The organism is Fundidesulfovibrio soli (assembly GCF_022808695.1).
Lineage (GTDB): Bacteria > Desulfobacterota > Desulfovibrionia > Desulfovibrionales > Desulfovibrionaceae > Fundidesulfovibrio > Fundidesulfovibrio soli.
This window is the reverse complement of record NZ_JAKZKW010000014.1, coordinates 14041-27668: the sequence shown is the minus strand read 5'-3', so window position 1 is coordinate 27668 and position 13628 is coordinate 14041. Positions and strand designations below refer to the sequence as shown.

Annotated in this window: 12 protein-coding genes; 8 read left to right on the top strand and 4 right to left on the bottom strand. The window is 67.4% G+C overall.

Annotation, left to right across the window (positions count from 1 at the left end; all coding sequences use genetic code 11):
- Positions 1-189: 189 nt before the first annotated feature.
- The 4 genes from MLE18_RS12320 to pyk all read right to left on the bottom strand — a co-directional run bounded on the left by MLE18_RS12320 (position 190) and on the right by pyk (position 3710).
- Positions 190-1041, bottom strand: coding sequence for a class I SAM-dependent methyltransferase (locus MLE18_RS12320; RefSeq protein WP_243439103.1), 852 nt, complete (start codon positions 1039-1041; stop codon positions 190-192).
- Positions 1042-1135: 94 nt separating this feature from the next.
- The gene (locus tag MLE18_RS12315) at positions 1136-1777 is read right to left on the bottom strand and encodes an HAD family hydrolase (RefSeq protein WP_243439102.1); all 642 of its coding nucleotides are present in this window, start codon (positions 1775-1777) and stop codon (positions 1136-1138) included.
- The gene (locus MLE18_RS12310) at positions 1777-2241 is read right to left on the bottom strand and encodes an L-2-amino-thiazoline-4-carboxylic acid hydrolase (protein WP_243439101.1); all 465 of its coding nucleotides are present in this window, start codon (positions 2239-2241) and stop codon (positions 1777-1779) included. The genes MLE18_RS12315 and MLE18_RS12310 overlap by 1 nt, the downstream gene beginning before the upstream one ends.
- Positions 2242-2288: 47 nt before the next feature.
- Entirely contained in the window at positions 2289-3710 is a 1422-nt protein-coding gene (pyk, locus tag MLE18_RS12305) for a pyruvate kinase (RefSeq protein WP_243439100.1), read from the bottom strand.
- Between the two features lie 149 nt (positions 3711-3859).
- Here pyk and MLE18_RS12300 point away from each other — a divergent pair, with 149 nt between their 5' ends.
- From MLE18_RS12300 to MLE18_RS12265, 8 genes are all read left to right on the top strand, one after another.
- Positions 3860-5023, top strand: a complete 1164-nt coding sequence (locus MLE18_RS12300; RefSeq protein WP_243439099.1) for a pyridoxal-phosphate-dependent aminotransferase family protein — start codon at positions 3860-3862, stop codon at positions 5021-5023.
- A gap of 28 nt (positions 5024-5051) precedes the next feature.
- Entirely contained in the window at positions 5052-5360 is a 309-nt protein-coding gene (locus MLE18_RS12295; RefSeq protein ID WP_243439098.1) for a DUF1844 domain-containing protein, read from the top strand.
- Positions 5361-5597: 237 nt separating this feature from the next.
- A complete protein-coding gene (argC, locus tag MLE18_RS12290; protein ID WP_243439097.1) occupies positions 5598-6650 on the top strand; it encodes an N-acetyl-gamma-glutamyl-phosphate reductase in 1053 nt (350 codons plus the stop codon).
- A 129-nt stretch (positions 6651-6779) separates the two neighbouring features.
- A complete protein-coding gene (locus MLE18_RS12285; RefSeq protein ID WP_243439096.1) occupies positions 6780-8075 on the top strand; it encodes an EAL and HDOD domain-containing protein in 1296 nt (431 codons plus the stop codon).
- A gap of 119 nt (positions 8076-8194) precedes the next feature.
- Complete coding sequence (locus tag MLE18_RS12280; protein WP_243439095.1) at positions 8195-9325, top strand: ABC transporter substrate-binding protein; 1131 nt, start codon at positions 8195-8197, stop codon at positions 9323-9325.
- Position 9326: 1 nt separating this feature from the next.
- Positions 9327-11375, top strand: a complete 2049-nt coding sequence (locus MLE18_RS12275) for a sensor histidine kinase (protein ID WP_243439094.1) — start codon at positions 9327-9329, stop codon at positions 11373-11375.
- Positions 11362-11727: a response regulator gene (locus MLE18_RS12270; RefSeq protein WP_243439093.1), complete on the top strand. Its 366-nt coding sequence runs from the start codon at positions 11362-11364 to the stop codon at positions 11725-11727. The genes MLE18_RS12275 and MLE18_RS12270 overlap by 14 nt, the downstream gene beginning before the upstream one ends.
- Before the next feature lie 105 nt (positions 11728-11832).
- A complete protein-coding gene (locus MLE18_RS12265; RefSeq protein WP_243439092.1) occupies positions 11833-13545 on the top strand; it encodes an FAD-dependent oxidoreductase in 1713 nt (570 codons plus the stop codon).
- Positions 13546-13628: the final 83 nt, after the last annotated feature.

Sequence of the window (13628 nt, the reverse complement as noted above, 5' to 3'; positions counted from 1 at the left end):
GCACAGCGGGTTCACAAATCACACTCAATTGCGGGCGGGGAGGCCTGTGTGAACGCGCCGCTGCGGCCGGAACATCCGGACGCAGCGGCGCGTTTGTGTTCAATCGAGGGCTGGAGTGCCAGCAGGGATGCGGCAAGTGCGGAGCCGGCCGGCTTTCGGACACCCAGGGCGGCAGCGTCCGCTGGCGGCTCAGTCGCGTGTCTGCTTCCGGCAGGTGGCGTAGAAGTTGGTCTTGTCACCGCTCATGTCGTGCAGGGCGTATACGGCCTCCAGGAAAAGCCGCGCGGGCAGGCTCGAGGTGGCCTTCCTGGAGTCGTAGTTCTCCTGCACGAGGGCTTCGATGGCGAAATCGGCCTGCTCGATGGAGCGTTTGATCGTCGGCTTGTTGAAGTAATACAGATGATAGGGAGGGTGGAGCTTGGCCAGCGGCGCGCTCAGGCCCAGCCTGTGCAACAGCGCGCCAACGCGGTCCAGCAGGTTGTCCGTGCTCACGGTGCTCAGGAACAGCAGGCCGCCGGGAGCCAGCACGCGCCATATCTCCCGCAGCAGGGCCGCAGGGTCCTGAACGTGCTCCAGAAGGTCGAAGGCGGCCACGACCTGGAAACTGCCGTCGGGCAGCCCGCATTCCTCCAGGGGGTCCTCCCGCACGACGCACCCGAATTTCTCCCTGATGGACTGGGCCAGCGGCTGTGAGAACTCGATGGCCTCCACCTGGAGCCCCCGGCTGGAGCAGAATTGGAGGAAGTGCCCCGCGCCGGGGCCGATCTCAAGCACCTTGCCGCCGGGAAACCGCCGCGCAGCGGTGTCCGCAGCCTGGAGCATGTGCTGGTAATGGTTGGTCTGGAGGTCGTCCTCCAGGGTGAAGTATTCCGCGGCGACGTATTCCTGCGCGGCGTAGAGGTCCTTGAGTTCGGCTTTCGTCGGGGTGGGGTGATACCAGCGCAGGCCGCACTGCCCGCAGCGCAGGAGGTCGCGGCCGTGCAGGCGGGCCATGAACTGCTGGGCGCGCCCGCCGCAGAGGTTGCAAGCTGAAGGTTCCATGTCTGGTCCGGTGATGAGGTGTGAAGCCATGCCGCTGGGGTGAATACGTCCTGACTGGTGTTGACGCAACGGCAACCGCGGGGCTCGGGCGGTGCTACAGCCGGCCCAGCAGCTCCTCGGGCCTGTCGATGAACACCCGCTGGCCCGCCGCCTCCAGGTCCGCCCTGGGCCGGAAGCCCCAGGTCACGCCCACGCAGGCCATGCCCGCGTTTTTGGCGCAGAGCACGTCCATGGGCGTGTCGCCCACCAGCACAAGGTCCGCCGTGTCCAGCCCGAGGCGGGCGGCCAGGGCCAGCGCCCCGGCGGGATCAGGCTTCTTGGGAAATTCACCCTCGCCCATGACGGCGGCCCAGTTCCAGCGCCCAAGCAGGTCGCGCACCACCAGGCGGGTGAAGTCGTCGGGCTTGTTGGAGAGCACGGCCAGGGGCAGACCCTTGGCCGTCAGGGCGTCCAGCAGCTCGGGTATGCCGGGGTAGGGACGGCTCTTGTCCTTCCAGTTGCGGTCGTACTCGCGGCGCATGGCCTCCACGGCCTCGTCCAGGCGGTGCTGGGCTTCCTGGGGCAGGGCGCGCTGCATCAGCGTGCGCATGCCGTCGCCCACGAAGAACTTGTAGCTCTCTACGGGGTGGGCCGGAAGCCCCATGCCTTGCAGGGCCGTGTTGGAGGCGTCCGCGAGGTCCTCCAGGGAGTCGATGAGGGTTCCATCCAGGTCGAAAACGACAGCGCGTACAGGCATCACTCACTCCATATGAACCGGAAACGGCAGCAGGAGCCCCCGTTGCCCAGGATCTCGGGCCGCTCCATGCCGATGTGCGGGGAATAGGCGCGGGCGAAGGGCAGGTCGCGCGCGCAGGACAACAGGCCCGCCAGCACTTCCGGCAGGCCCATGGCTTTGTAGCGCTCCACGTAGGCGCAGCGCGTCACGGTGAAACGCAGTTCGCGTTCGGATTGCGCGACGTTTTCGATTTCCAGCGCCCCGGAGCCCTGCCACAGCCCGAGCACGGTGCTGAAATGCCCGAAGCTTGGGCCGCCCGGGGCCAGGGCCGCGAACTCGCGCCCGGCCTGGGCCGCCAGGGACTCCACGGCGGCGCGCACGGCATCCAGGGCCTGGGCCTGGTCCATGCGGGCCAGCAGGCTCCGGTACATGGCCAGGAAGATGCCCGCCTCCACGGCGCGGCGCTCCAGCAGGGGGATGTCCATGGGGGCTCCGATACAGGGCGGGGGCCTTGCGGCCCCCGTTCGTCGGCTTATTTGTAGTACAGCTTGATCTGGTTTGTGAAGCGCTCGGTCTGGCCCGGGGTGGGCTGGCCCGAGGTGATGACCACCGATTCGCCCGGCGCGAAGTCAGGGCTCTCGGCCACGAAACGCTCCGCCCTGCGGGAGTGGCTTTCGGCGGAGGCTTCGATCAGGCGCGGCACCACGCCCCAGACGAAGTTGAGGTTGTGGATGATCTTCTCGTCGGGCGTCAGGGCGTAGATGGGCAGCGCGGGCCGTCGGGAGGAGAGCAGGCGCGCCGTGACCCCGGAGGTCGAGTGGCTGACCAGGGCCTTGGACTCGGCGTTGTCCGCCAGGATGCAGGCTGAATAGGCCAGGTATTTCGAGGGGTTTTTCTCTTTCTTGGGCGCGTAGGGCCCCTGGATGCGCTCCAGGTAGTACTGCACGGCGTTGTCGGAGATCTCGCGCATGAACTCCACGGCCTTGACCGGGTAGTCGCCCACGGCGGTCTCCTCCGAGAGCATCACGCAGTCGGCCCCGTCCATGATGGCGTTGGCCACGTCCGTGGATTCGGCCCGCGTCGGGATGGGGTTCTTGACCATGGAAAGAAGCATCTGCGTGGCCACGATGGCGGGCTTCTGGGCGTGGCGGCAGGCCCGGATGATGCGCTTCTGGATGATGGGCAGCTGCGAGATGGGGCACTCCAGCCCCAGGTCGCCGCGCGCCACCATGACGATGTCGGTCAGGGCCAGGATCTCGTCCAGGCGGTCCACCGCGTTCTGGCGCTCCAGCTTGGCCACAACGGGAATCCAGACGCCGTGGCGGGCGATCTCGTCCTTGATGTGGCGGATGTCGTCGCCGTTCTGCACGAAGGAGAGCGCCACCGCGTTGAGCCCGGCGTCGATGCCCTCGTGCAGGTCCACGATGTCCTTGGCGGTGAGCGCGGGCAGGGCGTGGTGCTTGCCCGGGAAGGCGATGCCCTTGCGGGAGGCCAGCATCCCGGCGTTGTGGGCCTGGATCTCGTAGAGCCTGTCCTGCTTGACGGTTCTCGTCACCGTGAACTGGAGCATCCCGTCGGAGAGGTTCACGGGCATGCCGGGCTGGAGGCCCTCCAGCAGGGCCGGCACGTCCAGGGGTATGAAGAGCTTGTCGCCTCCGGGGGTCTCGTCCGGCAGGCCCAGCAGCAGGGTCTGGCCCTTGTTCACCTGGCGGGGGGCGTTCTCGATTTCGCCGATGCGGGTCTTGGGGCCGCAAAGGTCGCCCAGGGCGGTGAGCGGCAGGCCCAGCTCGGACTCCACCTCGCGGATGGCCTTGATCACGGGCAAGAAGTCGGCGGCCACCGAGTGGGAGAAGTTCAGGCGGAAGATGGTGGCCCCGGCCAGGGCCAGTTCCTTGATGGACTGCTTGGACATGGAGGCCGGGCCAAGGGTGGCGATGATTTTTGTGGTGGTCATGTGCGCTCCTGGTCGGCGGGGTTCTGTGGCGGAAACCTACCCCAAGCTCTGCTGAAAGTGTACCGTAAAATGCCTGTTTCCGCCCACTTGGCAAAATGGGTGCAATGGACGGCGCTTTGTTGTAAAAGCCGCCCAGCGAGGAAGCAAGAATGCTCAACAAACCGAGACTGCTGACCCCGGGCCCCACGCCGCTTCCGGAGGAAGTGCGGCTGGCCATGGCCCGCGACATGATCCACCACCGCAAGCCCAACTTCCTGCCCGTGATGGAGGATGTGCGCGCGGGGCTCAAATACCTCTTCCAGACCACCCAGGAAGTCATGCCCCTGGCGGCATCCGGCACCGGTGCCATGGCCGCCGCCGTGACCAACCTCTTCGCCCCGGGCGAGAAGATCCTCTGCATCGAGGGCGGCAAGTTCGGCGAACGCTGGGGCGAGATAGCCGACATGCACGGTCAGGTGCCCGTGCGCCTGCAGGTGGAGTGGGGCACCGCCGTGGACCCCGCCGCCGTGGAGGCCGCGCTGGACGCCGACCCGTCCATCAAGGGCGTGTGCGTGCAGGCCTCGGAGACCTCCACCGGCGTGCTGCACCCCATCAGGCAGCTGGCTAAGATCACCGCGGGGCGCGACGTGCTCCTGGTGGCGGACGGCATCTCCGCCGTGGGCATCTCCCCTTGCCCCATGGACGCCTGGGGCATCGACTGCCTGCTCACCGGCTCCCAGAAGGGGCTGATGCTTCCGCCCGGGCTGGCCTTCGTGGCCCTCTCGGACAAGGCCTGGGCCAAGTGCGACACGGTGCGCCCCTCCAACTTCTATTTTCAGCTCAAAGGCGAGCGGGCCAAGATCGCCGCCAACCAGACCATGTTCACCTCGGCCGTGGGGCTGCTGGTGGGCCTGCGCGAGAGCCTGCGCCTGTTCCGGGAGTTCGGCCTGGAGAACATGATGCGCAAGCAGTGGGCCCTGACCATGATGGCCCGCGCCGGGGCCAGGGCCATGGGGCTGGAACTGCTCGCCAAGACGGACTTCACCTGGGGCCTGACCGCCATCAAAATGCCCCTGGGCGTTGAGAGTCCCGCCGTGCTCAAGACAGCCTCGGCCGACTACGGCGTGGTGCTGGCCGGCGGGCAGGGCCACATGAAGAACCAGGTGGTGCGCCTGGGTCACATGGGCTACGTGGATTTCGGCGACGTGCTGGCCGGTCTGGCGGCCCTGCGCGCCGCCTTCGCCGCCGCAGGCGGATACGTGGGCTGCACGGACCCGCTGGAACAGGCCATGACCGCCTATTCCGAGGCTCTGGCCCAAGGTCCGGCGCTTTGATAGCGCATATGTTTAAGGAGCATACCCCATGACGCAGGACGACAAGTGCTCGGGCTGCCCCGACGGCCATGCCGACTACGAGGGCATCTGCCTGCCCCAGGTGGATTTCATCACCTTCGCCTACTCCATGGCCTCCGCGGCCATGGTGCACCTGGGCGAGATGCCCGACCCCGAGTCGGGGGCGAGCGGCCTGAACAAACCCCTGGCCAAGCACACCATCGACACGCTCTCCATGCTTGAAGAGAAGACCCGGGGCAACCTGACCCCGGAGGAGTCGAGCCAGCTCACGCAGATGCTCGGCCACCTGAAGATGCTCTACGTGCGAAAAAACGGGTAGGGCAGGGCCGCACGGCCCGCCCCGCCCGATCGCCACGATGCGCCGCGCCGCCCGCCGCCGCGGGGGCGCGCCTTGTATGTTTCCCGCTCACCCGTGCCGGATTTCAGAAAGCCTGGACGTCCCGTTCAGGGACGATGAAATGTTCCCCCGTTGAGGCGTCCCGGAGCGGGGGCGCGGATGCCGGGGCCGCACAACGACCCTGAGCGCGGCCGGCCAAACGCCGCGAGGAGGAAGGATATGACTCGGATACCTGTCGGGCTGGTGGGCGTCACCGGCTACACGGGCATGGAGCTTGCCCGGATGCTGGCCATGCATCCCGGACTGGAGCTGACGCGGGCCACGTCCCGCGCTGAGGCGGGCAAGAGCCTGGCCCAGATCTACCCCTTCGTGCGCGGCACGCGCCTGGACGGGCTGACCATCACCGAACCCGACCCCGCGGACCTGGCCAAGGCCTGCGAGCTGGTCTTCCTGGCGGTGCCCCACGGCGCGGCCATGGACACGGCGGCCAAGCTGCTGGATGCGGGGCTGCGCGTGGTGGACCTCTCGGCGGACTTCCGGCTGCGCGACCCGGCCGTCTACGCCCAGTGGTACGCCCTGGAGCACCGCCACCCGGGGCTCATCGAGGACGCCGTCTACGGCCTGCCCGAGCGCTACGCCGACAGGATCGCCAAGGCCCGGCTGGTGGCCAACCCCGGCTGCTACCCCACCTCGGTGATCCTGGGGCTGTGGCCCGCGCTTGAAGCCGGGATCATCTCCCCGCAGGACATCGTCTGCGACTCCAAGTCCGGCACCTCAGGGGCCGGGCGCAAGGCCGCCGTGGGCACGCTGTTCTGCGAGGTCTCGGACACCTTCCGGGCCTACAACCTGGCCAAGCACCGCCACACCCCCGAGATCGAGCAGGAGCTCGGCGCTGTGGCCGGGGAGGAGATGGTCGTCTCCTTCAACCCGCACCTGCTGCCCATCAACCGGGGCATCCACTCCACCATCTACGCCAAGCCCAAGGGGCAGGTGTCGGCGGAGCAGGTGCAGGCCCTCTATGAGAAGCATTACGCCCCCCACCCCTGGGTGCGCGTGCTGCCCCAGGGCAGCCTGCCCGAAACCCGCCACGTGCGCGGAACCATGTTCTGCGACATCGGCCTGGTGCACGACCCCCGGACCAACCGCCTCATCGTCTGCAGCGCCATCGACAACCTCTGCAGGGGCGCTTCCGGCCAGGCCCTGGCCTGCGCCAACCTCATGCTTGGCCTCGATCTCCGCGCCGGGCTGGAGCTGGCCCCGCTGATGCCCTGATCGCATCGTCTGATCCGGCGGCCGCCGGCGGGGGAGCGTGCGCTCCTCCGCTGGCGGCCGCAGTTGCCCAAGTGACTGATCGGGCGTAGGCTCCTGCCTGAAGGCCGAATAATCAGCCCCTGTGAGCGTATGCAGAAGCACGAGGAGCACGAAGCGTCACCAGCCCAGCTGGAGCCGATATTCGTCGCCCGTCAGCCCATATTCGACCGCGACATGAGGGTCTGGGGCTACGAGCTGCTCTACAGGCGCGCCGATGACTCGGCCGAGGCGGAAGTGGCCGACGACGCCCGTGCAACGTCCGTGGTCATCGCCGACGGCGTCACCCTGGGCCGCACAGGCCTTGGCCCCCAGGAAAAAACCCTGGTCAATTTCCCCGTGGACCTGCTCTGCCAGGGCGCCGGTTTCGCCCTGCCCAGCGAGAGCTGCGTCATCGAAATTCTCGAAACCGTCCCCCCCAGCCCTGAAGTGCTCAAGGCCCTGCGGGATCTCAAGCGGGCCGGCTACACCCTGGCCCTGGACGACTTCGTGGGCCAGCCGGAACTGGAGGCCTTTCTTCCGCTGGCGGACATCGTCAAGGTGGACGTGCTGGCCCTGCCCGAGCGGGAAGCGGCCGGGCTGGTGACGCGCCTGCGCGGCGGCGGGCGCAAGCTCCTGGCCGAAAAGGTCGAGGACGAGGCCATGCGCGTCAGGACCCTCCAGATGGGCTTCGAGCTGTTCCAGGGGTTCTTCTTCCAGCGTCCGGAGATCGTCTCGGGGCGCAAGATGACCAGCGCCCAGTCCACGCGGGTCCGGCTGATGGGCGAACTCTCCGACGAGGACTTCGACCCCGGCAGGATTTCCAGGATCATCGAGACGGACCTCTCCCTCTCCTACCGCCTGCTGCGCTACATCAACTCCGCCACGTTCGGCAGGCGGGGCACCGTCGACTCCATCCGCCAGGCGAGCATGATGTTGGGGCAGAGGAACCTGGCTCAATGGCTGCAGGCGGTGCTCATGGCGGACGTCAACCCCACGCCCAAGGGCCGCGAGCTGGTGTTCCAGTCCGTGCGCAGGGCCAAATTCCTGGAACTGCTGGGCAAGGCCATCAAGCAGCCGCCCGCGAGGCCCGACTCGCTCTTCGTGCTGGGGCTGTTCTCCCTCCTGGATTCGCTGCTGGGCATGCCCATGGACCAGGTGCTCTCCGGCCTGCCGCTGGCTCCGGCGCTCAGCCAGGCCCTGCTGGGGCTGGACGGCCAGGCCAGGGACCTGCTGCTCCTCGCGGAGGAGATGGAGCAGGCCGACTGGCGCACGGCCAGCCAATACCTCACGGAACTCAAACTGCCCGCTTCGGCCGCGACCATGCTCAACGCCGACGCCTTGCGGTTCGCTGGCGAGCTTGTGCGGGAGATACAGGTGCTCCCGCCCAAGGAAAAGATCCGGCGCTGAACCGGATCGGGGCGTGCGCCGGGCTTGTGTTCTCAGGAGCCTTGAGCTAGTTGCAATCATTAAGGAAGTGGCCGGCTCCGAGAAGTACCTGTCATCACATCCAAGCTGCGGGGCGCGGCATGGGAATAAAGTCGTTCATCGCTGTCATCGTGTTTTTGTGCGCGATTCTGGGGGCTGGTGCATACTACCTCAACTCCCCGGTCATCATAGGGTTTAGCGGGCAGCTCACAGGCACCTTCTCCGACCTGGGCGTGCAGGGACGCAACGGGGTCATGCTGGCCGTGGAGCGCATCAACGCCGCGGGCGGCATCGACGGCCGCAAGCTCAAGCTCCTGGTCAGGGACGACGGCAACAGCCCCGAGAAAGCCCTGGAGGCCGATCTCGGGCTGCTGGCCGCCGGAGCCGTGGCCATCGTGGGGCACATGACCACCGCCCAGACCCTGGCCGTGCTCCCCGAACTCAGGTCGGCCAACGTCGTGCTGGTCTCGCCCACCACGGCCACTCCCAGGCTCTCCGGTCTGGACGACAATTTCTTCCGCGTCATCCCCGACAACACCAGTTGGGCCCGAACCCTGGCGGACTACGCGTTCGACGGCGCGGGCTTGCGCAAAATCCTGCTCCTGGGCGACTCGGACAACGTCGGGTACACGGACACCTTCCTGGAGGGCTTCCGAAAGAGCTTCACCGCGCGAGGGGGGGAGGTTCTTGGCGAAGTGGCCTTCTCCTCTCGTTCGAAGCCGGACTGGGGCAAGTTGGCCGCGGACGCCGGAGCCTCGGGGGCGCAGGCCGTGGTGCTGGCGGCCTCCGCGCGGGACGTGGCCGCCTTCGCACAGGCCCAGGTGCGCGGCGGGGTCCGGCTGCCGATCCTCTGTCCCACCTGGCCCTACACCCGTGAGATTCTCACTGCGGGGGGGGCCAACGTGGAGGGCATCGTCTTCTCCACCAGCTACACCGAGCAGAACGACTATCCCGGCTTCGAGAATTTCCGGCGGGACTACCGTAATCGCTTCGGCTGGGATCCGAGTTTCGCCGCCGCCTACTCCTACGAGGCCGTGCTGCTCCTGGCCAAGGCCCTGGAGGCTACGGGCGGCAGACGCAAAGGCCTGGAGGCGGCCCTGGCCGGCGTGGGCCTCATCCGCGGGGTCATTGGCGACTTTCGCCTGGACGCCAACGGCGACGTGGAGCGCGGCAACTTCATCGTGACCATCCGCGACGGCAAGTTCATCACCGTGCCCCAAGGGGGGAAATGACATGACGCCAGGCTCCATCGCAGTCATCCTCCAGCGCGGGCTCATGCGGCGGACGCTGCTCCCGGCGGTCATCTGCCTGGTGATCATGGCCCTGGTCATGGCCAAGGGGCAGGAACAGGCGCTGGGCCGCCAGAACGAGGAGCTGGCCAAGCGCCTGGCTCACTACGTCGAGCATTACATGAGCGGTGTCTGGCGGGGGTTGGAGCACTTCGCGGACTCATCCTCCGGGTCCGGAAGGCCGGTGCGCAAGGAGGCCCTGGGCGGGATGCTGGGACTCGCGGCCCAGTTGGAGCGCGTGATGCTGGTCGACCGCACCAACACTGTAGTGGGCAGCGTGCCCCCCGCGCCCGAAGGGGTGGACTTCCCCATTCGCTTCGACGAGTCCTCGGGCCGCAGGCTGCTGCTCTCCCGGCCGATATACTCCGCCCAGACAGGCAAGACCACCGTGTACATCGGCGTCAAGACCCTCAATTCCGAAACGCTGGTTGCAGAGCTGGACCTCTCGGAAATGACGGCGAACATCGAGACCTTGGCCGCCTTCGGCCTGGGGGAGGTCGTGGTCTGCGACGCCTACGGCAACGTCATCTCCCACCCTGACGAACGCCAGGTGGCCACGCAGGCCAACCTGGGCGGGCAGCGGCTTTTCTCCATGGACCTCGGCTCTTCCGGCTATGCGATCTTCGAGGAGGACGAGGGCATCTACCTGGGCACACGGGCTCCCGTGAACGAGCTGGGCTGGAAAGTGATGGTCAGCACCCCCGTGGGGGTGGCCCTGGCCCCGCTGCTTGCGCCCGTGGTGGGCGCGGCCGTGCTCATGGGTGTGGTCTTCCTGGTGCTCACGCTCATGCTGCGCCGGGAATTGAACCGCAGGATCGTCAGGCCAATGGCAGCGGCCGTGCGCGGCCTGGACGCGCTGAGCCCAGGGACGCAGTATCAGCCCAGCCAAGAACCCGCATTCTCCGAGCTGGCCCGCTTCGAGAAGGCCATTGTGGACATGGGGGGGCGCATCCGGGAGGGGGAGGCCATCCTGCGCGAGAACGAGCGCCGTTTCCGCGCCCTCTTCGAGCAGGCCGCAGTAGGGCTCACCCAGTGCACTCTGGAAGGGCGCTACCTGCGCGCCAACAGGCGGTTTCAGCAGATCGTCGGCTACGACATTGAAGAACTCCGGCGAATGACCTTCCGTGACATCACCGAGCCTTCGGACATCCCCCCCGAGGAGATTGGTCTCGCGGGCCTGCAGAGCGGCGCCGAGGCCTACCACGAGCAGGAGAAGCGCTACCTGCGCAAGGACGGGAGCCAGGTCTGGGTGCACCTCACCTTGTCCTCCGTGCGCGGTGAGGATGGTCACCCCCTGTATTTCATCGGCGTGGCGGAGGACATCACCGCCAGGAAGACGGCCGAGCAGGCCCTGCGCGCCTCCCTGGCGGAAAAGGAAGTGCTGCTGCGCGAGATACACCACCGGGTCAAGAACAACCTCCAGGTCATCTCGAGCCTGCTTTACCTCCAGTCCGACCATCTGCAGGACCCCGAGGCCCTGGAGATGTTCCAGGAGAGCCGCAACCGCATAAGCTCCATGGCCCTGGTGCACGAGGAGCTCTACCGCTCCGGCGACCTCTCCAGCGTGCCAGTGGAACCCTACCTGCAACGCCTGGTGCCGCGACTGCTGGCGGCCGCCTGCGACGGCAGGGACATATCCTGCAAGCTCGACGTGGACCAGGTGCAGCTCGTGGTGGACCAGGCCATACCCTTCGGGCTGATCGTCAACGAGCTGGTCACCAACGCGCTCAAGCACGCTTTCAAGGGCCGGGAGCGGGGGGAAGTGGCCGTCACGGTGCGCCAGACGGGGAGCGAGGTCGCGTTGCGCGTCGAGGATGACGGCGTGGGGCTCCCCCCCGATTTCGACCTGGAGGGCACGGCCACCCTGGGCATGCAGCTCGTGGTGCAGCTTGCCATGCAGCTGCGGGGCAGGTTATGGGTGGCCGACGGGACCGGCGCCGCCTTCGAGTGCGTCTTCCAGGCAAAGGAGCCAAGTCGTAATGAGCCCCGCTAATGTGTTGATCGTCGAAGACGAAGCGATAGCAGCCATGGCCACCGCCGCAATGTTGCGCAAACTCGGCTTTACCGTGTGCGGCAAGGCCGCCTCCGGGGAGGAGGCCCTGCTCCTGCTCGAAGACCAGTGCCCCGATCTCGTGATCATGGACATCCGCCTGGAAGGGGAGATGGACGGGATCGAAACCACCCGCCGCATCAAGAAGCGCCGCGACGTGCCCGTGATCTTTGTGACCGCCTACACCGACGACCGGACCCGCTCCCGCGCCCAGGAGACCAACCCCCTGGCCTTCATCAACAAGCCCCTGGACATCACCATGCTCCAGAAGGCCCTGGCCGCCCTACCCAACTAGCAATCGCGGCGCAAACCCTACCTGCCTGATTCCCCAAGCTCTTTCTTGGCTTGGCCCCGCTTCTGCCGTACAAGGGCCGGGCACACACCAGCAAGGAGCCATGTCATGCCGCAGCACGTCGTCATTATCGGCGCGGTGGCGCTCGGCCCTAAGGCCGCCTGCCGCTTCAAGCGCCTCGAGCCCGATTCCAAAGTCACCATGATCGACCGCGATTCCATCGTCTCCTACGGCGGATGCGGCATCCCCTATTTCATCTCCGGCGACGTGTCCGACATGCGCGAGCTGCGCACCACCAGCTTCAAGCTGGTTCGCGACGAGGCCTTCTTCCGCGACTGCAAGGACATCGACGTGCTCACCCGCACCGAGGCCCTCTCCATCGACCGCGCTGCCAAGCGCGTGCGCGTGCGCAACCTGGACACCGGCCAGGAGTCCGAGCTGGCCTACGACAAGCTGGTTCTCTCCACCGGTGCGTCCGCCCGCAGGCTGAACATCCCCGGGGAGGACCTGCCCGGCGTGCACAGCGTGGGCAACCTGCACGACGCCTCCGCCGTGAAGGACCTCATCAGCGGCGGCCAGGCGGGCAAGGCCGTGGTGGTGGGCTCCGGCTTCATCGGGCTGGAAGTTGCCGAGGCCCTGGCGGACATGTGGGGGCTGGAGGTCTCCATCGTCGAAATCCAGGACAGGCTCCTGCCACGCAACATAAGCCCCCTCCTGGCAAGCATGGCCTCCGAACACCTTACGGAGAAGGACGTGGCCCTGCACTTCGGCGAGAAGGTGCTGGCCATCGAAGGCGACGGGCGGGTGGAGCGCGTCGTCACGGACAAGCGCACCATCGAGGCCGAGCTGGTCATCATGGCCGCGGGCGTGGTCCCCAACGGCCAATTGGCCCGCGAGGCCGGGCTGGCGGTGAGCCCGCGCGGGGCCGTGATCGTGGACGAGGCCATGCGGACCTCCGACCCGGACATCCTTGCGGGCGGCGACTGCGTGGAGGTGCCCAACCTGGCCGCCGGGGGCGCGCTGCACCTGCCGCTGGGCTCCATGGCCAACCGCCAGGGGCGCGTGATCGGCACCAACCTGGCCGGGGGCGAGGCCCGCTTCCCGGGCGCTGTGGGCTCCTTCGCGGTGAAGATCTTCGAGCGCGCCATCTCCGGCGCGGGGCTGACCCTCGAGCAGGCCCAGCAGGCCGGGTTCGACGCCATTGGCGCCACGGCGATCCAGTTCGACCGGGCGCACTTCTTCCCCGGCAAGGAGCTCATGACGCTGGAGGCCACCATCGACCGCAAGACCCGCAAGGTGCTCGGCGTGCAGGGTTTCGGCCCGTCCGGCGATGCCCTGGTGGGCCGCGTGGGAGCCATCGCGGCGCTCATGCAGAAGGGCTGCACCGTGGAGGACCTCTGCCTGCTGGAGTACCCCTATTCCCCGCCCTTCGCCTCTGCCATGGACATCGTGAACACCCTGGGCACCGTGGCGGACAACATGCTGGCGGGCAAAAACCAGGGGTTGGACCCCGCCCGTTTCTGCGAGCTGTTCGACGCGGACAGCCAGGAGCACTACTTCCTGGACTGTCGGGAGCCCGACAACGCCGGCCCCTACCTGGAGAAGCACCCCGGAAAGTGGCACAACATCCCCCAGGGGCAGCTGCGCTACCGGCTGGACGAGGTGCCGCGCGACAAGACCGTGGTGCTCATCTGCAACACCGGCATCCGCTCCTACGAGGCCCAGATCACCATGGAGCAGGCCGGCTTCAAGGGTGTGCTCAACCTGTACGGCGGCATGGCCGCGCTCAAGCAGAGCGGGGCCGATCCGTTGAAGAGGTAGCGGAAGAAAGGCCGGAGGAGAGAAGAGCGGGAGCCGCTCCGCACTCTGATGCTGCGGGCGCGAAACAACCGCAAGTTAAGAGC